This window comes from Pseudomonas sp. 13B_2.1_Bac1, assembly GCF_025466155.1.
GTDB classification, from domain to species: domain Bacteria; phylum Pseudomonadota; class Gammaproteobacteria; order Pseudomonadales; family Pseudomonadaceae; genus Aquipseudomonas; species Aquipseudomonas aylmerensis.
In genome coordinates, this window is the sequence record NZ_JANLOH010000089.1 from 287,440 (window position 1) to 312,842 (window position 25,403).

At 62.9% G+C, this 25,403-nt stretch carries 21 protein-coding genes; 10 read left to right on the forward strand and 11 right to left on the reverse strand.

The features are described from left to right. Positions 1 to 38: 38 nt before the first annotated feature. The gene (locus tag NTD80_RS21630) at positions 39 to 887 is read right to left on the reverse strand and encodes a type 1 glutamine amidotransferase domain-containing protein (protein WP_262134957.1); all 849 of its coding nucleotides are present in this window, start codon (positions 885 to 887) and stop codon (positions 39 to 41) included. A 110-nt stretch (positions 888 to 997) separates the two neighbouring features. Between NTD80_RS21630 and NTD80_RS21635 the strand changes: the two genes are divergently transcribed. After that, positions 998 to 1,921 (forward strand): LysR family transcriptional regulator, encoded by a 924-nt coding sequence (locus tag NTD80_RS21635; protein WP_262134958.1) that lies wholly within the window; start codon positions 998 to 1,000, stop codon positions 1,919 to 1,921. A gap of 75 nt (positions 1,922 to 1,996) precedes the next feature. Further along, positions 1,997 to 2,899 (forward strand): LysR family transcriptional regulator, encoded by a 903-nt coding sequence (locus NTD80_RS21640; protein ID WP_201143956.1) that lies wholly within the window; start codon positions 1,997 to 1,999, stop codon positions 2,897 to 2,899. Here the strand turns inward: NTD80_RS21640 and NTD80_RS21645 are convergent. Genes NTD80_RS21645 through NTD80_RS21655 form a run of 3 tightly spaced genes read right to left on the reverse strand, consistent with a single transcriptional unit; the run spans position 2,896 to position 4,810 of the window. Next, the gene (locus NTD80_RS21645) at positions 2,896 to 3,315 is read right to left on the reverse strand and encodes an SRPBCC family protein (RefSeq protein ID WP_120448126.1); all 420 of its coding nucleotides are present in this window, start codon (positions 3,313 to 3,315) and stop codon (positions 2,896 to 2,898) included. The two genes, NTD80_RS21640 and NTD80_RS21645, sit on opposite strands and share 4 nt — an antisense overlap. Then, a complete protein-coding gene (locus NTD80_RS21650) occupies positions 3,312 to 4,370 on the reverse strand; it encodes a major royal jelly family protein (protein ID WP_262134961.1) in 1,059 nt (352 codons plus the stop codon). Before NTD80_RS21650 ends, NTD80_RS21645 begins: the two co-directional genes overlap by 4 nt. Beyond that, on the reverse strand, positions 4,367 to 4,810 hold the full coding sequence (locus tag NTD80_RS21655; RefSeq protein WP_226940006.1) for a cupin domain-containing protein: 444 nt from the start codon (positions 4,808 to 4,810) through the stop codon (positions 4,367 to 4,369). The genes NTD80_RS21650 and NTD80_RS21655 overlap by 4 nt, the downstream gene beginning before the upstream one ends. Before the next feature lie 248 nt (positions 4,811 to 5,058). On the opposite strand from NTD80_RS21655, the gene NTD80_RS21660 reads away from it, so the two are divergent. The 4 genes from NTD80_RS21660 to NTD80_RS21675 all read left to right on the forward strand — a co-directional run bounded on the left by NTD80_RS21660 (position 5,059) and on the right by NTD80_RS21675 (position 12,112). After that, on the forward strand, positions 5,059 to 6,183 hold the full coding sequence (locus tag NTD80_RS21660; RefSeq protein WP_262134962.1) for a zinc-dependent alcohol dehydrogenase family protein: 1,125 nt from the start codon (positions 5,059 to 5,061) through the stop codon (positions 6,181 to 6,183). Between the two features lie 256 nt (positions 6,184 to 6,439). Then, the gene (locus tag NTD80_RS21665; protein WP_065905614.1) at positions 6,440 to 7,585 is read left to right on the forward strand and encodes an efflux RND transporter periplasmic adaptor subunit; all 1,146 of its coding nucleotides are present in this window, start codon (positions 6,440 to 6,442) and stop codon (positions 7,583 to 7,585) included. Continuing rightward, a complete protein-coding gene (locus tag NTD80_RS21670; protein ID WP_262134964.1) occupies positions 7,582 to 10,737 on the forward strand; it encodes an efflux RND transporter permease subunit in 3,156 nt (1,051 codons plus the stop codon). Before NTD80_RS21665 ends, NTD80_RS21670 begins: the two co-directional genes overlap by 4 nt. Next, positions 10,730 to 12,112: an efflux transporter outer membrane subunit gene (locus tag NTD80_RS21675; protein ID WP_262134965.1), complete on the forward strand. Its 1,383-nt coding sequence runs from the start codon at positions 10,730 to 10,732 to the stop codon at positions 12,110 to 12,112. The genes NTD80_RS21670 and NTD80_RS21675 overlap by 8 nt, the downstream gene beginning before the upstream one ends. Before the next feature lie 39 nt (positions 12,113 to 12,151). Here the strand turns inward: NTD80_RS21675 and NTD80_RS21680 are convergent, their stop codons facing one another. From NTD80_RS21680 to NTD80_RS21710, 7 genes are all read right to left on the reverse strand, one after another. Further along, positions 12,152 to 13,459, reverse strand: a complete 1,308-nt coding sequence (locus NTD80_RS21680; protein WP_065905617.1) for an MFS transporter — start codon at positions 13,457 to 13,459, stop codon at positions 12,152 to 12,154. A gap of 62 nt (positions 13,460 to 13,521) precedes the next feature. Beyond that, a complete protein-coding gene (locus tag NTD80_RS21685) occupies positions 13,522 to 14,502 on the reverse strand; it encodes a transketolase family protein (RefSeq protein WP_065905618.1) in 981 nt (326 codons plus the stop codon). Positions 14,503 to 14,504: 2 nt separating this feature from the next. Continuing rightward, positions 14,505 to 15,392: a transketolase gene (locus NTD80_RS21690; protein ID WP_065905619.1), complete on the reverse strand. Its 888-nt coding sequence runs from the start codon at positions 15,390 to 15,392 to the stop codon at positions 14,505 to 14,507. Positions 15,393 to 15,489: 97 nt separating this feature from the next. Then, positions 15,490 to 16,581: a glycerol dehydrogenase gene (locus NTD80_RS21695; RefSeq protein ID WP_262134967.1), complete on the reverse strand. Its 1,092-nt coding sequence runs from the start codon at positions 16,579 to 16,581 to the stop codon at positions 15,490 to 15,492. A gap of 130 nt (positions 16,582 to 16,711) precedes the next feature. After that, positions 16,712 to 17,404, reverse strand: coding sequence for an SDR family NAD(P)-dependent oxidoreductase (locus NTD80_RS21700; RefSeq protein WP_065905621.1), 693 nt, complete (start codon positions 17,402 to 17,404; stop codon positions 16,712 to 16,714). A gap of 30 nt (positions 17,405 to 17,434) precedes the next feature. Beyond that, on the reverse strand, positions 17,435 to 18,235 hold the full coding sequence (locus NTD80_RS21705; RefSeq protein WP_262134968.1) for a shikimate dehydrogenase family protein: 801 nt from the start codon (positions 18,233 to 18,235) through the stop codon (positions 17,435 to 17,437). 17 nt (positions 18,236 to 18,252) lie between these two features. Continuing rightward, positions 18,253 to 19,851 carry a GMC family oxidoreductase gene (locus NTD80_RS21710; RefSeq protein WP_262134969.1) on the reverse strand — a complete coding sequence of 533 codons (1,599 nt, stop codon included), beginning with the start codon at positions 19,849 to 19,851 and terminating at the stop codon, positions 18,253 to 18,255. Between the two features lie 222 nt (positions 19,852 to 20,073). On the opposite strand from NTD80_RS21710, the gene NTD80_RS21715 reads away from it, so the two are divergent. From NTD80_RS21715 to NTD80_RS21730, 4 genes are all read left to right on the forward strand, one after another. Beyond that, complete coding sequence (locus tag NTD80_RS21715; RefSeq protein WP_262134970.1) at positions 20,074 to 21,219, forward strand: glycerol dehydrogenase; 1,146 nt, start codon at positions 20,074 to 20,076, stop codon at positions 21,217 to 21,219. A 43-nt stretch (positions 21,220 to 21,262) separates the two neighbouring features. Further along, complete coding sequence (locus tag NTD80_RS21720) at positions 21,263 to 22,435, forward strand: iron-containing alcohol dehydrogenase (RefSeq protein WP_262134971.1); 1,173 nt, start codon at positions 21,263 to 21,265, stop codon at positions 22,433 to 22,435. Between the two features lie 124 nt (positions 22,436 to 22,559). Beyond that, a complete protein-coding gene (locus NTD80_RS21725; RefSeq protein WP_262134972.1) occupies positions 22,560 to 23,837 on the forward strand; it encodes a carbohydrate porin in 1,278 nt (425 codons plus the stop codon). A gap of 30 nt (positions 23,838 to 23,867) precedes the next feature. Beyond that, positions 23,868 to 25,373: an aldehyde dehydrogenase gene (locus NTD80_RS21730; RefSeq protein WP_262134973.1), complete on the forward strand. Its 1,506-nt coding sequence runs from the start codon at positions 23,868 to 23,870 to the stop codon at positions 25,371 to 25,373. Positions 25,374 to 25,403 lie beyond the last annotated feature (30 nt).

Here is a 25,403-nt window from a genome sequence, read left to right on the forward strand (position 1 = left end):
GCGCACAATACTCTTGACTGCAATGCACAGCTGGGCAGTCAGGGCCTGGCCGGCAGACGCTGGAGGATCGCCTTGCCCACATCCAGTGCCGACGCCGGATTCTGCCCCGTCACCAGCTCACGGTCGATGACCACATGGCTGGTCCACGGCGAGGTGTTGCTGCTGTAGGTGCCACCGGCGTGTTGCAGTGCCGTCTGGGGGTAGAACTTCATGGCGCCGCCGTTCAGCAGGCCTTTGGCGAGTTCTTCCTCCTGGTTGCTGATGACCGTGAATTGATAGCCGGCATAGGTCCAGCCGGTCGCGGCGGCGGGGTTGTCGGTTTCCAGCTGCTGGGTGAAGGACGTCGGGTCGGACAAGGTCGAGAGCAGGGCAATCGGACCATGGCAGACCAGCGCGGTGGTTTTCTGGTTGGCATGGAAGTGCTTCAGCAGTTTGCCCAGCTCGGCACTGTGCAGCAGGTCTTGCATCGGCGCATGGCCACCGGGCACGTACACGGCATCGAACTGCTCGTAGCCGATCTGTTCGACGCGCGACAGGCTGATCACCGGCGACTCACCCGGCGAGGTGATTTTCAGGCGTTCGAGCAGCACCTTGTGCACCTGCAGGGCCGCTGCATCGTTGTTGAAATAAGCCGCGTCGGTGGAGGATTTATCCAGCGTCGGGGCCTTGCCGGTGGGCGTGGCAAAGGTCACCGTGTGGCCGGCGTCGAGCAGCAATTTCACCGGCTGCATGAGTTCGTTCAAGTAAAACCCGGTGGAGAAGACTTTGTTGTCCTTGAGGTCGAGGTGGTCGGCATCGGACAGCACCACCAGCACGTTGCTGGCCTGGGCGTGAAGTGCGGTGGTGAATACCGTCATTGCAAGGGCGATTCGTCTGAGTGTGCGCATGGGCGTTCCTGATTGAGAAGAGAGGGCCGGAAGGCTGGGCGCACTATATTCATGCCTGTGGTGGCGATAAACTCGCTGGCGGGAACAGCACCTGTTCGTTGGAGGCAAAAGTGAGCCGTCGATTCGATTATCTTGCGGATGTAGAAGTCTTCGTCACCGTGGTGGAAAAAGGCTCCCTGAGCGCGGGTGCGGTATGTTTGGCGACGACGCCGTCGGTGGTCAGCCGTGCGATTTCTCGCCTGGAGACGCGTCTGGGCGTGCAGCTGTTGCGGCGCACGACTCGACGCTTGAGCCTGACCCAGGCCGGTGTGCTCTACCTCGAGCAGTCCCGCGCGGCGTTCTCGTTGATCGACAATGCCGAACGCTCGATCCAGGGCCAGGAAGGCGCGTTGACCGGCCGCGTGCGCCTCAGCGTGCCGACCACTTACGGCCACTTCCGGTTGCCGCCCCTGCTGTGCCAATTTCACCGGCAGTACCCCCAGGTCAGCATCGAATTGAGCATCAGCAATCGCAATGTCGACCTCGTCGCCGAAGGCTATGACCTGGCCATCCGCCTCGGGGCCTTGCCCGACAGCGGCCTGATCGGGCGCAAGCTGGAAGATGCGCCGTTGTGCGTGGTCGCCGCGCCCGACTACCTGCGCCGCGTGGCCGCTCCATTGAGCGTGGATGACCTGTCTGCGCATGCCTGCCTGCCGTTCGTGATGCCCAGCAGCGGCCGCGTCGGCCCCTGGCTGTTTCGCGAACAGGGAATTGACCGAGAGTGGCTGCCCCAGGCGACTGTGCTGGTAGCCGATGATGTCCTGGGCACGGTATCGCTGGCCGAACACGGCATGGGGATCTGCCAGACCTACGAGTTTATTGTGCGCGAGCGCATCCGGAGCGGGCGGCTGGTGCCCTTGCTGGAACAGGCGGCAGGGCGTTCGCGGCCGTTCTCGGTGATCTTCGCGCCGCATCGCCAGCTGTCGGCGGCGGCGCGGGCATTGATCGATTTCCTGACCCGTGAGGTGAATCCGTTTCACAAGACAAGTGAATAAGGCAGCGGTTTATCGGCCTCTGCACCCTCGGCGTTTGTGATAATTTTTCACTAATCAGCCAGTGGAGCAACGAACGTGGATAACAGAGCGGGTGAAATGTCGGTGTTTGTGCGCGTGGTGGACGCTGGCAGTTTTTCCCAGGCCGCGCGCCAGATGCTGATGACGCCCTCGACCGTGAGCAAACTGATCGTTCGCCTTGAGCTGCGCCTCGGCGTGCGCCTGCTGGAGCGCTCCACTCGCAAGCTGTCGCTGACCGATGAAGGACGCATCTACTACGAGCGCAGCATTGCCTTGCTGGCTGACCTCGATGATGTGGAGCGGGTATTGGCCCAGGGCGCGCAGAAAGCCCGTGGGACCGTGCGCATCAATGCCTCGGTGGCGTTCGGCACCTTGGCGATCGAGCCCAACCTGCCGGCGTTCTGGGACGCTCACCCGAATATCCAGATTAACCTGTCGCTGTGCGATGACATCGTCGATATGTACCTGGACCGCACGGACGTCGCCTTTCGGGTTGGCGTCTTGAGTGACTCGACCCTGCGTGCCAGGACCATCGGCGTGGCGCGGCGCAAGATCGTCGCTTCACCGCTGTACCTGGAAAAGCACGGCGTGCCTGAAACCCTCGAAGCCCTCAGCGAGCACAACTGCCTGAGCTTCAATTTCCGTCGTGCCACCCCGGTCTGGCCGATGAACCAGAGTGGCCGCATCGTCGATCGCATCGTGCAGGGCAACCTGCAAGCCAACAACGGCGAGACGGTTCGGCGCATGGCTATCGCCGGTGCGGGCATTGCGCGCCTGGCCGATTTTCATATCGACGAGGACATTGCCGCGGGCCGACTCGTCGAGCTGCTGGCGCACAACGGGCATGATTGCGAGGAAGTGCACGCGTTGTACCAGGGCGGCCAGCACGTGCCCCAGCGTATTCGCACCTTCCTCGACTTCATGGTGCCGCGTCTGCAGGCGTTTATGACGCGTGGTTAAGCCTGGGCTTCGACCACGCGCTTGAGGCCTTGCAGCCCGGCGGCATACAGCGCCTCGAAATGCGCGACAACCTCAGCCTCTTCCGCGCCCTGGACGATAAAGGTGCTGGACCAGCTCGCCAGTGTGCCGCCTTTGCCATCGTCCTTGGCCGCCATCGTGCCGACATAATCGATTACCGGCGAGGGGCCTTCGAGCAAGGCGTAGCTGTACTGCCGGGCGTCTTCGTCAAACGTCAGCAAGCGCTCGACAATCAGTGCGCCGTCGGCGGTTTTCAGTTGGCGCAGACGCCCACCGTCACTCAGGTTGCTGCTGGCAATGACGTCCAGCCAGCGCGGCAGCCAATTGTAGCCGCCGAGCACCGACCAGACTTCGTCGACCGGGCGTGCAATGGCAATCGAGACACGTACTTCACTCATGGTTTTACCTCTGGGTTCATGGGCGCGTCCACTCGCAGACGCAATACATGGAAGGGGGGCCGACTGTCGTCCTCGCCCGCATTGAGCAAGGGGTGACGGTGCAGTTGATTGGCGGTGATGTAGAGCCAGCGGCCCTGGGCATCCAGTTCGACGCCATCCGGCCAGCCGAGCAACCGGTCGTCCTGGGCGAGGATGCGATAGCCCGCGGGGGAGGCCAGGCCGATGGCGTTGTTGGCGATGTCGGTCACGTAGACGTTGCCTTCGGCATCCACGTCAAAGCCGTCGCAACAGGGTTTTTCGCACCAGTACTCCACGGCGGCGTCCAGTCGTGCAGCATCGGCCGGTTGCGCGAGTACTGTTGCGGCGATCCGGTAGACCTGGCGCGCCGACATCGAGCCGACGTACACCCAGCGGCCCAGCGGGTCGATGGCGATGGGGTTCAGGCCGTAGCGGTAAGGGATCACTTCGCCTTCCGGGATACGCAGGGCGAGGGTTTTTCCCGCGATTTGCAGCGGTTCATCGCCCGGCATCAAGGCTGGATGGCACTCCAGCGCACGCCATGACAACCCGGTTTGCAGGTCGACCACGATAATCGCCGGGTAGTCGCTGGTGCCCGCCGGGTTCAGCGTCATGTCGGCGATGTAGATGCGTTGCTGGCGCCAGTCGATCACGAAATCCTGGGTGAAGGAGCTGGGGCGCAGCACATTCTGCGGTAACACGATCAGGCGTTGCAGGCGGTTTTCCTGGTCGTTCCAGGCAATCAGGCGTGGCTGTTGCTGCGGGCCGCCCATGTCCAGAATCCACACGATACCTTGTGGATCGGTGCGGATGCCGATCACCGCCGACATACCGTGGCCCTGCGTGTCGGGCTTGCCCGCCCAGCGCGCATTCGGGTAAGGCGGGTGCTCGCCGTCGGCGGTCACGGCGCGCACCGAGAACGGCGGCGCGATGATCGCCGAGACGGACACCAGCACGCGCCCATCCGGCATGACGGTAGGGTTGCCCGGCCGCTCGACCGGGAACGTCGCCACGATTTCCAGGGCCTGGGTGCTCATGTCAATGCCTGCACGAAGGAGGCGGCGGTGCCGGCGGCCGGGTCGACGAAGATGATGTCGCTGGGGTCGCGTCGCGGCGTGTCGACCGAGACCATGAACAGCGGATGCTCGAGGATTTCCGGCATGCCGTGGATGGTGAACTTCTTGAAGAACAGCATCTCGCCCGGACCCACTTCGAACGGTTCGCGGTCACCCATGAAAAAGCGCGCGCGGCCGGACAGGATGATCAGGTACTCGTCACAGGTGGCGTGATAGTGCGCCGGCGTCGGGTGATACACCCGGAACACACGGCCACTGGCTTCATCTTCGTCGGTCAGGCGGGTGTCCACCAACAGGGTGTCGGCGTTCTCGGGGAAGGTCTTGACGATTGCATTCAGGTCGAACGAGGCATGGGGGGCGGCCTCGACCAGTTTTTTACGGGGGATTGCTGCGGACATCATGAAACCCTCATGTCAGGCGCACTGTGTTCAGTGCTGTCATCGTGTGGGGGTCAGCATAAGCAGTGAGCCGTGGCCGGAGAACGCTGCGTGCGGGCACAAGATTTGAGAACTCAACGCACAGCTGGCGTCCCTGGCGCGTTGCGAATTCAATTCCAAACTGCTGCGCCCGGCGATGCATTTTTGCCAGGGATCGCATGGGGCATAGTGGGGTCCATTGATTATCGATCCCGCTGCGTTGGAGACACCCTATGCAAGTCAGAACTGCTGTCCTCAGACACATGAAGGTTGCCCCGCCCTACGCCCAGAGCAAGCCGATCAGCATCGAGACCATCGAGCTGGCACCGCCCGGGCCGGGTGAAGTGCTGGTGCGCATCCGGGCTGCCGGCCTGTGCCATTCCGACCTGTCGGTGATCAATGGCGATCGCCCGCGACCGATGCCCATGGCGCTCGGCCATGAGGCGGCCGGGGTGGTTGAAGCCTTGGGCGACGGGGTCGGCGACCTCGAGCCGGGTGATCATGTGGTCATGGTCTTCATGCCCAGTTGCGGCCATTGCCTGCCCTGCGCCGAAGGCCGTCCAGCGCTGTGCGAGCCAGGCGCCAAGGCGAATGCGGCAGGTACCTTGATCAATGGCGCGGTACGCCTGAGCAGTGCGGCCGGGCAGGTGCATCATCACCTGGGGGTATCGGCGTTTGCCGAATACGCGGTGGTGTCACGCAACTCGGTAGTCAAGATCGACCGCGACTTGCCTTTCGTCGAGGCCGCGCTGTTCGGCTGTGCCGTGCTGACGGGCGTCGGCGCGGTGGTGAATACCGCGCAGCTGCGCGTGGGCGCCACGGCCGTGGTGATCGGCCTGGGCGGGGTAGGCCTGGCGGCGGTGCTGGGGGCGCGAGCGGCGGGGGCGAGCCAGATCATTGCGGTCGACCTGTCGCCGGCAAAACTCGCGCTGGCCAGGGACGTCGGTGCGACCGCCGTGGTCAATGGCGGCGACGCGGATGCCGTTGAGCAAGTCCGCCAGTTGACTGCCGGCGGGACCGACTATGTGTTTGAAATGGCTGGCTCCATCCGTGCGCTGGACAATGCCATGCAAATGACTCGGCGCGGCGGCATGACCGTGACCGCCGGCCTGCCGCCACCGGGCTCGGCGCTGCCGGTCAACGTCGTGCAGTTGGTGGGTGAGGAACGCACGCTCAAGGGCAGCTATATCGGCACCTGTGTACCGCTGCGTGATATTCCACGCTTCATTGCGCTGTACCGCGATGGCCGGCTACCGGTGGATCGACTGCTAAGTGGGCGACTGAAACTGGACGATATCAATGAAGGTTTCGACCGTTTGCACGACGGCAGTGCGGTACGCCAGGTGATTGAGTTTTGACGCGCGGGCTTTAATACCGGTTATTTAAAAAGGTGGCTGAGAGGCCATCTTTTTTTACCTCGGTTATTTGCCTGGGGGTCAATATTGTTTTCGTTTTAACGTGGTTTATCTAAGTCCTTGAGTCACGGAAAATTCCTTTCTATTCAAATAAATGAAAGTGGGTCACGGGTTAACTTGTTGTTCTTGATCCTCTCTTAAAACATTCCATTACGGAGCAACTGACGTGCATTCTTCTAGACAGGGGAAGGGGAGCTGTTTGTCCCTGAAAAAGCCCAACTGGGTTAAAAGTGCGGCACTTTCAGGCATCAGCCTGGCCGTGTTCGCGACGTTGAGCGGCTGTGGCGCAGACCACGCGAAACCGGCATCGGTGGCCCCCACGGTAACGGTGAGCAAACCGGTGAAATCGGTGATCACCGACTGGGACAGTTTCACCGGGCGCTTCGAAGCCACCGACTCGGTGGAAGTGCGCTCGCGGGTCAGTGGCTATCTGGAAAAGGTCGCGTTCCAGGACGGTGCCATCGTCAAGAAAGGTGATCTGCTGTTCGTGATCGACTCCCGTTCGTTCCAGGCGGCGGTGGTCCAGGCCCAGGGCAAGTTGGCGCAGGTGCGTTCGCAACTGGCCTTGGCCGAGCAGGAGTTTGCCCGCGCCAAGGTGCTGATCGAGTCCAGGACGATCGCGCGCAGCCTGTACGACCAGCGCTTGCAGGCGCGTCAGGCGGCGCAGGCCGAAGTGTTGAGTGCCGAGGGGGCGTTGAGCAATGCCAGGCTGGACCTGGAGTTCACCCGCATTACTGCGCCCATGAGTGGGCGCATCAGCCGCAAGCTGATCAGCGAGGGCAACCTGGTCAACGGCGGCAACAGCAGCGCGACGTTGTTGACCACCATCGTGTCGATTGACCCGATCGATATCTACTTCGATATCGATGAGCAGAGCTACCTCAAGTACCGGCGCCAGGCGCATACCGGCGGCAACCAGAGCCAGGTGCGGATCGCCTTGCCCGGCGAAAGCGAGCCGAGCATGAGCGGGCGCATGGACTTTATCGATAACCGGCTCGACCCCTCCACCGGCACCCTGCGCCAGCGTGCTCGCGTGAGTAACAAGGACCTGCAGCTGAGCCCGGGGCAATTTGGCCGGGTGCAATTCTCCAGCCAGGCGGCATACCCGGCGTTGCTGCTGCCGGACACTGCGATCAGTGTCGATGCGACGCGCAAAGTGGTGTACGTGCTCAACCCGCAGGACAAGGTCGAGATTCGTCCGGTGACCCTGGGCAAATTGCATGACGGCCTGCGCGAAATCGCCGCCGGCCTGCAGGAACAGGACCGCGTGATTGTCGACGGCCTGCAGCGCGTGCGCGCCGGTGATACCGCAACCGCCAGCGCGCCGCTGGAGGCACAGCGATGAACCTGGGACGTACCTCTATCGAACAGCCGGTACTGGCCATTGTGCTGTCGATTGTTTTGCTGATTGTCGGCGGCCTGGCCTACCTGGTGTTGCCGACCTCCGAATACCCGGACATCGCCCCGCCTACAGTAGTGGTCACCGCGACCTACCCCGGGGCGTCGGCGCAGACCGTGGCCGAAACCCTGGCAATCCCCATCGAGCAGGAGGTCAACGGCGTTGAAGACATGCTCTACATGTACAGCCAGGCGACGTCCGACGGCAGCCTGAACCTGACCATCACGTTCAAGGGCGGCACCGACGTGGACAAGGCCCAGGTGCTGGTGCAGAACCGTGTGGCGCTGGCCACCCCGCGCTTGCCGGAGCCGGTGCAGCGCAGCGGGGTGACGGTGCGCAAGTCGTCGCCGACGCAGCTGTCGACGATTTTCATCTCGTCGCCCAAGGGCACCTACGACCAGTTGTATGTCTCGAACTTCGCGATCCGCAATGTCGCCGACGTGCTCAAGCGCATCGATGGCGTTGGTGACATCAACCCGTTGGGGGCACGCGAATATTCGATGCGCATCTGGCTCGACCCGGAGCGTGTGGCGGCCTTCAACCTGACCCCGGCCGACATCATCGCCGCAGTGCGTGCGCAGAACACCCAGGTAGCGGGCGGCGTGATCGCCCAGCCGCCGGTGGCCTCCCAGGCATTCCAGCCGAACCTGATCTTCGAAGGGCGCCTGAAGGAGCCAGCCGACTTCGACAACATCGTGCTCAAGTCGGGGGCCAGCGGGCGCCTGGTGCGGCTCAAGGACGTGGCGCGTACGGAGATCGCCGGGCTGGCCTACGTCAACAACACCTACTACCTGCGCAATCCGGCGATTGGTCTGCAAGTACTGCAGCGTCCCGGGGCGAATGCCCTGGCGACGATGAAAGTGGTCGAGGAAACCATGCAGAAGATCGGCAAGGACTTCCCCGAGGGCATCGAATACAGCATCGGCTACAACCCCACCGCCTTCATCGCCGACAGTATCGGCGAGCTGGGCAAGACCATCTACGAAGCCGTGATTCTGGTAGTGCTGGTGATCATGGTGTTTCTGCAGGGCTGGCGGCCGTCGATCATTCCGATCCTGGCGATTCCAGTGTCGCTGGTCGGCACGTTCGCCGTGATGGCGATGCTCGGTTATTCGATCAACAACCTGACCCTGTTCGGCCTGGTGCTGGCCGTCGGCATCGTGGTGGATAACGCGATCGTGGTGGTGGAGAACGTCGAGCGGCACCTCGCCGATGGCAAGAGCCCGCTGGACGCCACGCTGGTGACCATGCAGGAAATCGGTGGCGCACTGATCGCCATCACGCTGGTGCTGTGTGCGGTGTTTATTCCGACGGCGTTCATTCCTGGCATCTCCGGTGAGTTCTTCCGCCAGTTCGGTATCACCATTGCCGTGGCCACCGCGATCTCGCTGTTCAATTCGGTGACCTTGTCGCCGGCGTTGGCGGCGATGATTCTGCGCCGGCATGCACCTGAGGCAGAGCAGGCAAACATCGGCCTGCTCAAGCGTGCGGCGAATGGGTTCAACCGTGGCTTCCTGAAACTCTCGGCGAGCTATGCCGGCAGTGTGCGCGGGCTGGTGGGGCGGACGCCATTGATGCTGGCGATTTATGCGGTGCTGATCGCCGCCACCGCGTACTTGCTGGTGTCGACGCCCAAAGGGTTCATCCCGATTCAGGACCGCGGTTACCTGGTGGTGATCGTGCAATTGCCTGACGGCGCGTCGCTGGAACGTACCAACGCGATATCCCAGCAGATCGAAGCCATTGCGCTGCAGGTGCCTGGGGTGGATCGAGTGCCGACGTTCTCCGGGTTCTCGATGGTGACCGGCACCAGTTCATCCAACTCCGCCGGCCTGGCCCCGGTGTTCCAGCCCTGGTCCGAGCGCAAGAAGCACGGGCTGACCTCGGACAAGATCGCCGCAGACCTGCGTGAGCGGCTGAAAGTTGTCAGCGGCGCCACGGTGATTGTCGCCACGCCTCCGCCGGTACAGGGTTTGGGCAGTACCGGTGGTTTCTCGATGCGCTTGCAGGACACTGCTGGCCTGGGCACCGAAGCCTTGGCCAAGGCTACCGACGCACTGATCGCGGCTGCCAACGCTACCCAGGGCATGACCGGCGTGTATTCACCGTTCTCCGCCCGCACGCCGCAGGTGTTCGTCGAACTGGATCGTGAACGCGCGGAAATGCTCGGCGTCCCGAGCAGCCAGATCAACCAGGCAATCGAGACCTACTTTGGTTCGTCCTACATCAACGACTTCAACCTGGTAGGCCGTACCTATCGCGTTACGGCGCAGGCTGACTTGCCGTACCGCGTCACGCCCGAAGACCTGGCGCGGGTCAAGGTGCGCAACGACGCCGGCCAGATGGTGCCGATTGCCAGCGTGACCCGCCTGCATGAGGCTCTCGGGGTGGAGCGCTTCCCGCGCTACAACCTGTTCCCGACCGCAGAAATCAATGGCGATACGTTGCCGGGGCTGGGTTCTGAATTTGGTATCAAGACCATGGAGCGCCTGGCCCGGGAAACGCTGCCGGCCGGTATCAGCTATCAGTGGACTGACCTGAGCTACCAGCAGACCACTGCCGGCAACATGGGGCTGCTGGTGTTCCCGCTGTGCGTGGTCTTCGTGTACCTGGTGCTCGCCGCGCAGTACGGCAGCTGGAGCCTGCCGCTGGCGATCCTGTTGATTGTGCCGATGTGCCTGCTGGCCGCGGCCGGGGGTGTGCGCCTGATGGGCCTGGATATCAATATCCTCACCCAGATCGGTTTTATCGTGCTGGTCGGGCTGGCGGCGAAGAACGCGATTCTGATCGTCGAAGTGGCGCGGCAACAAGAGAAAGAAGGGCAGGGCATCGTCGACGCCGTGGTCGAAGCGTGTCGGCTGCGTTTGCGGCCGATCCTGATGACGTCGCTGGCGTTTGTCCTCGGTGTGCTGCCGTTGGTGATGTCCGAGGGCGCAGGTTCGGAAATGCGCCAGGCCGTAGGCGCGGCGGTGTTCTTTGGCATGATCGGCGTGACGTTGTTCGGGCTGCTGTTCACGCCGGTGTTTTATGTCTTGATCCGCCGCCTGGCCGGTGGCGAACGCTCGATCCAACTTCAACAGGGGCTGTCCCATGAATGACCTTCTACGTACGCCGGCCTTGCTGCTCGGCGCCGCACTGCTGAGCGCCTGCGCCTCGCCGGTGCAGCCTCCCAGCATTGAGGCGCCGGTCGCGCAATTCGTCAACGCACAAACCCCGCAGCCACTGGGTGTGCCGGCACAATGGTGGACGCTGTATCAGGACCCCTTGCTCAACCGCCTGGTGGCGCGTGCCCTGGCCGAAAACCTTGACCTGCAGATGGCCCTGGCCCGCATCGATGCCGGGCGCGCGCTGCGCAACATCGCTGACGCATCCGGCAGCCCACAGGTGGACCTGGACGCCAGCGCCGCGCGCCAGCGGATCTCGGCCGACCAGGCGGGGTTCAGCGACCCGCTGATCACCGAGCCGAGGTCGGTTGGCCTGGGCGCAGCCTGGGAGATCGACCTGTTTGGCCGTATTCGCGAAGGGGTGAGGGCGGCCGACGCCGATTTCCACGCCACCGAGGAGCAGGCACAAGGGGTGCGCATTGCACTGATCACCGACGTGGTACAGGCCTACGCCGAGGCGCGTGGCCTGGAGGAACGGCTGGCTATCGTCAAGCAGAGTGCGGCGAGCCAGGCCGAGACGCTGCAACTGACCGAGCAGTTGTACGCCGCCGGGGGCAGCCCGGAAGCCGACTTGCTGCGCGCCCGTTCGCAGTCTGCTTCCACCGCCGCGCAAGTACCGGCGCTGCAACTCAGCTGGCAGCGCTCGCTGCATCGGCTGTCGGTGTTGCTCGCCGAGCCTGCCGAGACGCTATACCAGCAGTTCAAGGCGACCCCGGCTACGGTGGCCACGGTCTCGTTGCTCGACGCGGGCACACCGGCCGACGTGTTGCGTCGTCGCCCGGATGTACGTGCCGCTGAAGCGCGCCTGATTGGCGCTTATGCGCGCGTCGGCGTGGCCAAGGCGGACCTGATGCCGCGCCTGAGCCTGTCGGCGGCACTCGGCTCGTTGATCGACGGCGTGAGTGCGGCGAGCCTGGCCAACTCGACATTCTGGCTGGCCGGCGTGAATGCCAGCGTGCCGGTACTCGACGGCGGACGGCGACGCAACGTCGTCGACTTGCGCGATGCCGAGGCGCGGCAGGCGTTGCTGGCGTACCGGCGTACGGTGCTCACGGCGGTGTCGGAGGTGGAGTCGGCCCTGGCGGCGGCGCAGCGCAATGCTGAGCGCCAGCAGTTCCTGGCCAGTGCGGCGAGCCAGGCAAGTTCTGCGGCCGAGCAGATTCAGCGCGCCTGGCAGGCCGGGGAAACGCCGTTTCTGGATGTGCTGCAGGCGCAGCGGGTGCAGTTGGCGGCGCAGAACGCGCTGGCCCAGGTCAAGACCGCGCAATGGCAGAACCAGGCTGCGCTGGTCAGCGCACTGGGGGGCTGACGGCAGCGGGGGAGCAGGGCTTGCCTGCTCCCGTCGCCTTCAGATTTTGTCGATCGGCACGCCGTGGTTGTTCTTCCACATCAACACCACGGCGCTGGCGATGACCGCGACCACGATCAAATAGATATTGAACATCCAGCCGATATTCTCCGAGTACAGCCAGGTGGTCAGGTACGACGCCGTGCCGCCGAATACCGCCACGCCCAGGGAGATGCATACCCCGAACATGCGTGTGCGATAACGGGTGGGAATCTGTTCGGAAATCGATGCCGGCTTGCAGCCGGTGATAAACCCGACCAACAACAGGCCGGCGGTTTGCGCCACCATCAAGGTCCACGGCTCGCTGGAGATCAAGCCCCACAGCGGGAATAGCGTGGCGGCAATCCCCAGCAGCGAAATCAACGCGGAAATCTTGCGGCCCCACTGGTCCGACAGCCACCCGGAAATGGGCAGGAACACCAGGTAGATCACCTGTGCAATGCAGCTCATGGTGAAGGCGCTGCGCGGGTCCATGCCCTTGACGCTGATGGCGTAGATCGACGCCGAGGTGACCCAGGTGTAGTAGGTCAATGTCGCGCCGGCTTCATACAGGAACAGGCGCACGCCGTGCTGGAGGATCTTGCCACGGCTCCACGCCGCTGCCGACGACTCGGCACCGACGCTTGGCGAGTGCTCGCTTTCCATCATGTTGCGTCGCAACCACAAGGCAAACACCGCCAGCAGGCCACCGGTGGCGAAGGGCAGGCGCCAGCCCCATTCCTGCATTTCGCTGGTGGACAGCAAGCCGGTGAGCAGTGCCATGTAGAACGTCGCGAGCAACGAGCCGGACCCTACGGCGAGAAACACCGTGCTGGACCACAGCCCACGCCGTTTCGGCGGGGCGATTTCGGCGATATAGGCATACGACGTGGTGGTCTCGCCGCCGTGGGCAAAGCCCTGGATCAAGCGGGCCAGCAACAGTAGTCCGGAGGCCCAGCTGCCAATTGACTCATAGGAGGGAATAAACGCGATCAACAGGCTGGCGCCGGCCATCAGCAGCATCGTGCTGAGCAGCACCATGCGTCGGCCCAACCGGTCGGCGAGGATGCCGAAGAAGATCCCGCCAATCGGGCGCAGCACAAAACCTGCGGCGAACACTGCCAGGGTACTGAGCAGGGCGGAAGTAGGGTTGCTTTTGTCGAAGAGGGCGGCGGCGATATACACCGAGGCCACGGTATAGATGGTCCAGTCGAACCACTCCAGCAAGTTGCCAACGCCAGTGGCGACCAATGATTTTTTGCGCAGGGACGTGCGTGTCTTGCCGTGCCCGATCGCGTGATCGGACAGGGTCTCGGTGATGTTATTCATTATTGGCTCCGAGAAATGGGGTACCGCGTGGGAGCGAGCGCGCTCGCTCCCGTGGGCAGGCGTCAGGCGTCGAGGTGGGCCAGGGCGACTTCCTCGATTCCGGCGGCATCGAGTTTGTAGTGCTGGTACAGGTGCGTCGGCGGGGCGATCAGGCTGTATTCGTCGTAGATGCCGTGGCGCTTGAGCTTCACGCCGACACCTTCGTCGGCCAGCACTTCCGCCACGGCGGCGCCCAGGCCACCGAGCACGTTGTGTTCCTCGACGGTCATCATGCGTTTGCTGCGGGCGGCGGCGCGCAGGATCGCGTCACGGTCGATCGGCTTGATCGAGGCCATGTCGATCACACCCACCGAACGACCTTCGGCATTCATCTTGCGGGCTGCTTCGAGGGCGGCGTGCACAGTGATGCCGCAGGCGATGATGGTGAGTTCTTCGCCTTCGATGTGCTCATGGGCCTTGCCGAACTCGAAGACCACATCGGCGTCGTAGACCACCGGGTCGCGACCTCGGCCGATACGGAAATACACCGGCTTGTCGTAGGTGGCAGACGCCTTGATCGCTGCCGCCAGTTGTGCACCATCGGCCGGCGAGACCACCGCGAGGTCGGCAATCGAGCGCATGGTGGCGATGTCTTCGGTGGCATGGTGCGAGGTGCCATAGAAGCCCAGGGAAATCCCGGTGTGGTGGCCGATCAGGCGCACCGGCTGTGCCGAGTAGGCCACGTCCATGCGGATTTGCTCGCAGCACAGCAGGCCGAGGAACGAGGCGAAGGTTGCCACGAACGGCATGACCCCGCAGGTGGCCAGGCCGGCGGCGGCGGTGACCATGTTCTGTTCGGAAATACCGAACTGGATGTAGCGCTCGGGGTACTCGCTGGCGAACTTGTTGAGCCCGTTGGAGTACTGCAGGTCAGCGGAACCAGCCATCACCGGATAGCCTTCGCGGGCCAGGTCGATCAGCGCGTCGGACAGGAACGACAGGCCCGGGTTCATCGCGTTGAGGCCACGGTACTGCCAGGAATTGGGGGAAAGAGGGGCGTTCATGTTCAGATCTCCATGGCTTCAATTTCAGCGATAGCGCGTTTGGCGTCTTCCGGGTCGAGGTAACCGAGGTGCCAGCCGGGCTCGGTCTCCATGTAGGAGACGCCTTTGCCCTTGACGGTCTTGGCGATGATGCAGACGGGTTTGTCGCGGCTCTCATCGGCTTTTACGCGGCGCAGGGTCTCGGTGACTTCGGCGATGTTGTGCCCGTCGATCACGTGCACTTCCCAGCCGAACGCGCGCCATTTTTCATCCAGCGGTTCGATGCCGATGACGTCGTCGACCGAACCGTCGAGCTGGAAGCCGTTGCGGTCGACAATCGCGATCAGGTGCTTGGCCTTGTGATGGGCGGCGCCCATGGCGGCTTCCCAGACCTGGCCTTCCTGCATTTCGCCGTCGCCGAGCATGACGAACACGTCATAGGTTTCGCCGGTGAAACGTTGGGCCAGGCACATGCCCAGGCCGCCGGAAAGGGCGTGGCCGATGGAGCCGGAAGAGAAGTCGATACCGGGTACTTTGCGCATGTCAGGGTGATCGCCCAGAGGGCTGCCCAGGCGGGTGTATTCATCGAGCCACTCCTTGGGGAATACGCCCAGGTCCGCCAGGATCGGGAACTGGCCCACGGCAGCGTGGCCCTTGCCCATCAGGAAGCGGTCGCGGCCCGGCCACTTCGGTTCTTCGGGGCGAATCGTCATCACGTCGTAGTACAGCGCGGCAAACAACTCGGCGGCGGAGAACACCGAGGTATAGTGGCCGGTCTTGGCGATTTCGATCAGGCGGATGGTTTCCAGGCGAACGAATTTCGCCCGGTCCTTGAGCCGTGCAACGGTCACGGCATCGGGGACAAAATCGCTGGCGCGCCACTGTTCGAGCGTTTTTCGGGGTGCAGACATCTCTACCTCCAATCACAGGCATGAATGTGTTGAAGTCGACTTTCAGGCGCGGGGCTTGAACTTCAACGGGTGGGGTGTGGGTTCAGTTGTGGATGGCTCAGTGGGTCAATCCTTCGAGCGCGAGCATGGCCGCGATCAGGTCTTCACACGTCAGCGGGTTGCCCGAGGCCGTGGCAAAGTTGCGGGCGTGAGGCGCTTTCAAGGTGGGCTCCGCGACCTGCATCAGCACCGCGCGGTCGATAACAGGCACGCTCAGTTCGGACAAATTGCGGGGCAAGCCGATGCGTTGATAGAAGCCCAGCATGTCGCCCAGCAGTTCAGCGTCACGGTCTTCGAGTATCAGCTGGACCAGCAAGCCATACGCGACTTGCCAGCCGTGCACCTGCTGTTGTGCGCCGGGGATTTTCGACAGGCCGCGCGTCATCGCATGGGCGATGGACAGGCCGCCGCTCTCAAAGCCCAGGCCGCTCATGAGCAGCACGGCCTCGATCAGATGATCGAAGGCCACCGTCACCTCACCGCTGCCAGCCTGGGCCAGCGCCGGTTCGGCGTATTGACGGATAACGCGGTAGCACTCCTGCGCCAGTACCAACCCGGACAGCGCCGGGCGTGCACCGAACATGTTGACGCCGCCAGCGTTGAAGCACTGCTCGGCTTCGAATTTCTTGGTCAGCGCATCGGCGATCCCCGCCAGCAGGAACGCGCGCGGTGCCTGGGCGATCAGCCCGGTATCCACCAGCACGTAGCGCGGGCTGACCAACAGATGGCCGACTTCGCTGAGTTGGTGATGGGCGTCATAGACCACATAGTTTTTCGACGTGGGCGCATCGTTGGAGGCCACGGTGGGCATGGTCACCAGTGCACGGCCCGAGCTATGGGCGAGGGCCTTGCCGGCGTCGATGCACTTGCCGCCGCCGACCGCCAGGATCAGGTCGAACGCAATGCCTGCAGCGGCAGCGCGCAAATCGGCGATCCCGTCGGCGGTGATTTCGCCGTCGAAGGTGAGGTAGTGCAACGCCACGTCGGCTTCAGCGCAAGTGGCATCGAGCCGCTCGCGAATCAGGCCCAGCACGTAGCTGTCGATGACCACCACGGCAGTGCGCCCGCAGTGCGCCAGGTAGGTACCCGCCTGGGCAAGTACTTCAGTGCCCTGGACGTACCGTCCGGGCGAGCCGAAAACCAGATTCATTCAGCACCTCTCACTGTATTGCTCGTTGTTATTTGAGTCTCGACGGCCAGTCGCCGCAGTCTCGATCTTATAGTGATGCATGATATATCATGTTTTTAGACGGTCAAGCACTCAAATAGCCAGCGTCTACTCAGGCGACGGAATACCCGCCATCGACCGGCAGCGTAGTCCCGGTGACATAGCGCGCGTTGTCGGAGACCAGGAACGCAATCACATTCGCCACGTCCTCAGGTGCCCCCCAGCTTTTCATCGGGATGCGGGCCATGATTCCCGCCGAACGGGCCGGGTCTTCGAACGCTCGTCGCGATAGATTGGTAAGGATCCAGCCGGGCGCCACCGCATTCGCGCGCACGCCGTCAGTCGCCCAGGCCACCGCCATGCAGCGGGTCAGCTCGGAGATCGCGGCTTTGCTCGAGGCATAGGCGGGGGTTTTCGCCGAACCGAAAATCCCCCACATCGAGGCGAAATTCACCACCGCACCGCGTGCGGCTTTCAAGCCGGGCAGGGCGGCATTGGTGATGCGCAGGACGGCGTTGAGGTTGACGTCCATGACTCGACCGAAGCCTTCCAGCTCCCACTCGCGGTTGTGGTCGATGATCCCGGCGGCATTGACGATGGCATCCACGCGTTCGAACGGGGCGAAGAAGCGGTTCACCGCGTCGTCGTCGGTCACGTCCAGTTCCTGATAGTGGATGCCGGGAATGTGTTGCTCGGGCTCGCCCAGCCCGACGGTGAACACTTCATAGCCATCCGCGTGCAGGCGTTGCGCGGTAGCCAGGCCGATACCCGAACCACCGCCGGTGACGATTGCTGTCTTTTTCATGGTCTTTCCTTGGGGAGTAAAAACGGGCGCTCAAACGCCCGCTTGGGAAAACAGGAACTCGGCGAGCAGGTCCACCTGGCCGGTGATCATGTGCGCGCCTTTATGGATGATGCAGCCACGCTCGGCCGCTGCGCTGAGCAGGGGCGTGATGTCTGGGTTCATCACCACCTCACCGACAATCGTGCCGGCGGCGAGGGTCTCGACGGGCAGCGGCAGTGGATCGCGAGCATTGAGGCCCAAGGCGGTGCCATTGATCACCACGTCAAAGCCGCTGGCATCCGCAGGGCCGGCATTGACCCTTTTGCCGGGGAACATCAGGCGCAATTCCAGTGCCAGCGCCTCGGCTTTGGCCGGTGTGCGATTGCTGATCACCAGTTCCTGGATATCTTCGGCCAGCAACGCGTGGGCAATGCCGGTGGCCGCGCCGCCGGCGCCCAACAGCAGCACGCGTTTGCGGCCCAGGTCATGGCCCTGTTTTTTCAGGCCGGCGACAAAGCCGTCGCCATCGAACATACGCCCGGTGAAGCGTCCGTCCGCCAGGCGCTTGGCGACGTTGCACACTTTCAGCAGCAGGGCAGTGCCTTTGAGTTCATCGCACAAGGTTGCCACCTCCAGCTTGTGCGGCACGGTGACGATCACCCCCGCGAGGTTTTCAATGCCGCGCAAACCTTGCCAGGCAGTGGCCAGGTTTGCCGGTGCGACTTCCCATGGCACCAGCACGCCGTCGTAGCCAAGGCGTTCCAGCAACGGGTTGAAGAATTCGGGTGTCCGCAGGTGTTTGGCGGGGTAGGTCAAGTGCACGACGACGCGCGTTTTACCGCTGATAGGCATGGCTGGATTCCTGTGTTCTAGACGTGGGCCGCAGGCAATGCGCTGCGCCCGAGGATCAGGTCGGCGGCTTTTTCGCCGATCATGATGGACGGTGCGTTGGTGTTGCCGGAGATCAGGTTGGGCATGATCGAGGCGTCCACTACCCGTAGGTTGCGCAGGCCGTGCACGCGCAATTCCGGGTCGACCACGGCCATGGCGTCAGTGCCCATCTTGCAGGTGCCGACCGGGTGGTAGACGGTTTTCGCGCGCTGGTTGATGTAGCTCAGCAGGGCCTCATCGCTGCGCACACTCAAGCCGGGGAATACCTCTTCGTCGGTGTAGGCGCGCATCGCCGGTTGCGCGAGGATTTCCCGCGACAGGTTCAGCCCCTTGATGGCGACACGGCGGTCCTCCGGGTGTGCAAAGTAGCGGGGGTCGATCAGTGGTGGGGTGTCGGCGTGCTTGTCGGCGAGGCGGATTTCGCCTCGGCTCATCGGTCGCAATACGCAGGTATTGATGGTCGCACCGGGTTTCTTGATCGCCTCCTGGTCGAGGTCGAAAAACACGATGGGCACAAAATGCATCTGCGCGTTCGGCCGTTCCTGCGGGTTGTCGGTGTTGATGAATGCACAGGCTTCGGTGACGTTCGAACTCACTGGCCCACTGCCGAACATCAGGTATTGCAGGCCGTTTTTCACGGTGTTGAAAGCGTTGTCCTGGCCGTAGTAACCGTATTTGCCGTGACAATAGGCGATGCTACCGACTTCGGCGTGGTCCTGCAGGTTCTGGCCGACGCCGGGCAACGTGTGCTGCACGGCAATACCATGACGCTCAAGCTCGGCGGCCGGGCCGATACCGGACAGCATCAGCAACTTGGGCGACTGGATCGCGCCCGCGCTGAGTACCACTTCCTTGCTGCAGCGAGCCTGCACAACCTGGCCCTTGTGACGGTACTCGACACCGACCGCTTGATTGCCTTCGAGCACCACACGCTGCACGGTGGCGTCGGTGATAACTGTCAGGCGCTCGGATTTTTCGGCGGTGCGCAGGTACGCCACGGCGGCACTGCAACGGCGATTGTTACGTGCGGTGATCTGGTTGAAGCCGACGCCATTCTGGCGTTCACCGTTGAAGTCGGCGGTAAACGGGATGCCCGCCTGCTGCGCGGCACGCACGAAGCCGCGGGACAATTCACACACCTGCTTGAGGTCCGAAACCCCCAGCGGACCGCCTGTGGCATGAAAGCCGTTATCGAAGCGCTCATTGTCTTCAGCGCGCTTGAAGTAGGGCAGCACTTCGCGAAACGACCAGCCGTTGCAGCCAGTGGCAGCCCAATCGTCGTAGTCCTCGTGCTGGCCGCGAATGTAGATCAACGCATTCACCGAACTGCCGCCGCCCAGTACGCGGCCTTGGGGAAGAATGCGTTTGCGTCCGTCCATGGCCGTCTGCGCCTGTGTCTCATGGCGAGACAGCAGGGGGCTGGAGAGCAATCGGGTAAAACCGGCAGGAATATGAATCAGCGGATGGGTGTCCCGGGGGCCTGCTTCAATCAGCAGGACCGAGGCCCCGGCCTCGATCAAACGACCCGTCAGCGCACAACCCGCAGACCCGCCGCCAATGACAATGTAATCGTGCATGTCGTCTCCGAATAACGTTGTTCTTGTTTTCATGCATCATATATCTTCGATCCCCCCAAGCGTCAATCCCTGTCTTTCACGGCGGTTTTTCATTCGAAAAAGCGGTTGGCAGTAAAAAATTAAATATGATATATCATCGATCCGTCGGCGGTATTGCTCCTCGACCACGTCCTCAAAGCAATAACAAAAAGCCTCCTTGATGGGGCCAGGATGAACACTGAGATGACCCAGATATTTGCCGCACCTGGTCGTTATATCCAGGGCTACAAAGAACTCGACCGCCTGGCACTGCACGTCGCCTGGTTCGGTCGCCGCCTGATGGTGATCACCACCCAGGGCCGCCTGGACAGCCTGCAGCCAACCCTGGAAAGCAGCTTCGCCAGCACCCGCACCGCGCTTCACTACGGGATTTTTTCCGGCGAAGTGACCCGCCAGGAAATCCAGCGCTTGGCGATGTTGATGCAGGGGCTTGAGTGCGACGGTGTGATCGGCATCGGCGGTGGCAAAGTGCTCGATGCTGCCAAGGCGCTCGCCAATCAGGCGCGAGTGCCGTTGTGCATCGTGCCGACGGTGGTTTCCAACGACGCGCCTACCAGTTCGCTGTCGGTGCTGTACACCGAAGCCGGCGCGTTTGACGACGTGTTGTTTTTCCAGCGCAGCCCGGATGTGGTGGTGGTCGACACCTGGATCATCGCCCAGGCCCCGGTGCGCCTGCTGGTAGCCGGCATGGGCGATGCGCTGTCGACGTATTTCGAAGCCCGCACCTGTGTTGAAGGCTACCGCGACAACTTTCTCGGCAATGCCGGCGGCGGCATGAAGGAGGGCGGCGGCGGGGCCAAGGCCACCCTGACCTCAATGGCGATTGCCGAGCTGTGCTACCGCGTCCTGCTTGAAGACGGCGTGCAAGCCAAGCGCGCCGCCGAGCAGCGCTGCGTGACCAAGGCCTTCAACCGCGTGGTGGAAGCCAACGCCTTGATGAGCGGCATCGGCTTTGAAAGCAATGGCGTCGCCACCGCCCACGCGGTGTATTGCGGTTTCAGTGAGTTGGGCCTGCGCGCCACGATGTACCACGGTGAGTACGTGGCGTTCGGCACGCTGGTGATGCTGGTACTGGAAGGCAAAACCAGCGGTGAACTGGATGCCGTGTTGCGCTTTTGCCTGAGCATTGGTTTGCCGGTGACCTTCGGCGACCTCGGCCTGGCCGATATCACCGCGCAGGAACTCGATGCTGTGGCCCGCACCGCGGCCGACCCGAACCAGACCAGCAACGTCGAGCCCTTCGCCGTGACTGTCGATGAGATGAGAGCTGCGCTGATTGCCGCCAGCGATCTGGGCGAGTTGTACAAATATGGCGGCGCGCTGCGATAAGGCCGGGCCGGTCACACATTCCAATAAGAACAAAGGTGAACTGATGAACGCATTTCAGGCAAGTCTGCCTATCACCCTGGACTTCGAGGTCGGCGCGATCCGGCGCATGGGCGACAAAGTCGCGCCGTTCGGCACCAAGGTGTTCCTGATGGTCGACCCGTTTCTCGAAGGCAGCGAGTGGGTCGCGCAGGTTACTGCCAGCTTTATCGAGCGCGGTATCGAATATCTCGAGTTCTACGACATCGTGCCCAACCCCCGTCACACCACGATTGATCGCGCGGTCGATCAAGTGCTTCGCGCAGGCTGCGACGTGGTCGTGGCCATGGGGGGCGGCAGTGCGATCGATTCGGCGAAGGCCGTGGCGTTCGTCGCCGTGCACGGTGGCAACTGCTGGGATTACACCGAGCGCCTCGGCGAAGAGGTATGCCGCCCGCAACGCCGTGGCCTGCCGCTGCTGGTGGTGCCGACCACCTCCGGGACTGGCACCGAAGCCACGCCTTTTGCGGTGATCAACAACCCCGAGCTGGGCCTCAAGTGCGCCATCGTCAACCCGTTCATCTACCCTGACGTCGCGTTGATCGACCCGCAGATCCTGGTGTCGAAACCGCCCAAACTCACCGCGCTGACGGCGGTCGATACCTTCTGCCATGCGCTCGAAGCCTATATCAGCATCCATTGCACACCCTGGGTGGAAATGGTGGCCTTGCAAGCCATCCGTCTGTTTGCGGCGAATGCCCAGCGCTGCGTGGAGCACGGCACTGACCTGGAGGCACGCGCCAACATGGCATTTGCCTCGACCCTGGGCGGCATGGCTATCGCCGGTGCCGGGGTGACTGTGTCCCATGCCTTGGGCCAGCCCTTGGGCGCAATGACCGACGCGCCCCATGGCGGCACGGTGGCGGCAAGCACCCCGCATGTCATCCGCTGGACCTTGCCGGTCGCCGCGGAAAAGTTTGCCACCGTGGCCGGGATCCTGTGCCCGGAAACCTTGGGTCTGTCGATCAACGAGCGCGCGGAGCGCCTGCCCGTAATCCTCGAACAGCTCTTCACCACCCTGGGGGTCACCGACACCTTTTGCAGCTACGGTTTGCGCCCTGAGCAAATCGATGAATTTGCCCACACCGTCTGGACCAGTTTCAACCAGGACCTGGCCTGCCACCCTAAGCCGATCAACAACCAGGAGGAGGTCGCCGCCATCGTGAGGATGTGCTTCTAACCGACGTTTCAGTCACACCGCGTTAACGCTGTTGCTTCACCGACCCGTCAGTTGGGTTGGCGGGATTCTGCATGCTCGAAAAACACTAAAACCAACAATAAAAACAGTTTCGGGAACACTGACAATGACCAATAAAACCATCGTTGCCGCAGGACTTCTAAGTGCGTGTGTAGGCCCTGGCGTGTTTGCCGCCAGTTATTCGCCGGACAACTTTCTGCTTGGCGACTGGAACGGTGAACGCACGCGCCTGCATGAACAGGGAGTGGACTTCCAGCTGACGTACGTCAACGAGCTGGCCTACAACACCCAGGGCGGCGACACGCATAAAGGCACCTACAGCGATCAGTTGATGATCGACAGCAACTTCGACCTGCAAAAGCTGCTCGGTTGGCAGGGCGCGAGTTTTCGCATGACCTTCAGCAACCGCAACGGCGAAAGCCTGACGGCCGAGGCGGGCACTCACACCTTGCTGGCCGCCCAGGAAATCTACGGCTACGGCAGCGTCACGCGGCTGGTGCAGTTCTATTACCAGCAGCAACTGCTCGACGACCGACTGGTGGTCAAGCTCGGCCGCTTGCCCATGAGCGGCGATGTGTTCCCGTTTTCCTGCAAGTTCCAGAACCTGACGTTCTGCGGCACGGTGCCGGGCTACATCACCCCCAACTGGTTTACCTGGCCGGTCAGCCAGTGGGGCGCGGCGGTGGCGGGCAAGTTGACCGATGAGCTGACCGTCAACGCCTCGCTGTATCAGGTCAACCCGCGGTTTACCGAGAACGGCCAGGGCCTGAATTTCGGCAGTCCCTCGGGCACTACCGGCTACCTCGCCGTGGGCGAACTGGCCTGGACGCCGAGGCTCAACGGCCTGCCTGGCACCTACCGCGTGGGCGTCTGGCGCAACACCGGTGATTTCAACGACGTGTACCGCGATCTCGATGGCCAGCCGATCGGCCTGACCGGCAACGCCCCCGACCAGCACGATTCAGCCCGCGGCTTCTACGCCATGGTCGACCAACGCGTGTACCAGGACCCGGACAACAGTGCCCGCGGCCTCAATCTGTTTGCCAACTTCATTCAGTCGGACCGCGACGTGTCCTACGTGGAAAACGTCTGGCATGCCGGTGCCTTTATCAGCGGTCCGTTTACCGCACGTCCGCAGGATGAAATCGGCCTGGCGCTGGGCCGCCTGGAAGTGAATGAAAAATCCGCCAGGCGCATCCGCCAGACCAGTGGCTACACCGTGGCGGAACCGCACACCGAATACCCGATGGAGCTGTACTACGGCGTCAGCGTGACCCCGGCCCTGACACTGCGGCCCAACGTGCAATACGTGGTCAACCCCGGCGGATTGAGCGGGGACAAGAGCGTGGTGGTGTTCGGCCTGAAAACCGAAGTCAGCTTCTAACCCCTTGAACCAGACAGGAGATACAACAGCATGAATACACTCGTGGATATCGCTGCGGTCCAGCAGCGTGTCGCCGCCCTGGACCTGCCAGGCCAGGCCTTCATCAATGGCCGCTTTGTCGATGCACTGAGCGGTGAGACCTTCGCCAATATCTCTCCGCGCAACGGCCAGGTGCTCAATCACGTCGCGTCCTGCCAGGCCGAAGACGTCGACGTTGCCGTCCAGGTGGCGCGCCAGGCGTTCGACAGTGGCGTGTGGTCGCAGCGTCCGCCCAAGGAGCGCAAGAAAGTCATGCTGCTCTTCGCCGCGCTGTTCGAGCAGCACATGACTGAACTGGCCCTGCTCGAAACCCTGGACATGGGCAAGCCGGTCGCGGAAAGCAGTGGTTTTGACGTGCACGCGGTACTCGAATGCCTGCAGTGGTACGCCGAATGCTGTGACAAGGTCTACGACGAAATCGCGCCCTCCGGGCCGGGTGCACTGGGCATGATCACCCGCGAAGCCATCGGCGTGGTGGCGGCGGTCACGCCCTGGAACTTCCCGATGCTGATGGCCATGTGGAAGGTAGCGCCGGCCCTGGCGATGGGTAATTCGGTGATCCTCAAGCCGGCCGAGCAATCGCCCTTGACCGCACTGCGCATCGCCGCGCTCGCGGCCGAAGCGGGCATTCCGCCAGGCGTGTTCAACGTGCTGCCGGGTTTCGGTCCCACCGCTGGCCGCGCGCTGGGCCTGCATATGGATGTGGACACGCTGGTGTTCACCGGCTCCGGCGAAGTCGGCAAATTGTTCCTGCAGTACGCGGGGCAATCGAACATGAAGCGGGTCTGGTTGGAGTGCGGCGGCAAGACCCCGAACATCATCCTCAATGACTGCCACGACCTGGAAAAAGCGGCGGCCACCGCCGCGAAATCGATGTTTTTCAACCAGGGTGAAGTCTGCGTAGCGCCTTCGCGGCTGATCGTCGAGGCGGGTATCCGTTCCGAATTCGTCGCCGAGGTCCTGAAGGTCGCGCGCGGTATCAGCGTCGGTGACCCTCTCGATCCGGCCACGCAACTGGGCGCCATGGTCGACAAGGCGCAAATGGACCGCGTGCTCGGCTACATCCGCACCGGTGCAGAGGAGGGCGCGCAGATCATCCTCGGCGGTGAGCGTGCCGGTGGCGCCCTGGCCGACGGGTTCTTCATCCCGCCGACGATCTTCGACAACGTCACCAACGACATGACCATTGCCCGCGAAGAGATCTTCGGGCCGGTCCTGTCGGTGATCACCGCCACGGATCACCTGCACGCGGTGCGCATCGCCAATGACTCGCCCTATGGCCTGGCTGCCAGCCTGTGGACCAGCAACCTCAGTCGCGCCCACTCGATGATCCGCGCCCTGCGCGCCGGCAGTGTGTGGGTCAACTGCTTCGACGGCGGCGACATCACCATGCCGTTTGGCGGCTACAAGCAGTCGGGCAACGGTCGCGACCGTTCGCTGCATGCCTTGGACAAGTACTCCGAACTCAAGTCGGCCTGGATCGATTTACAGGCCTGAGCCCACACCACGGCGCTGTCGAGGACGGCG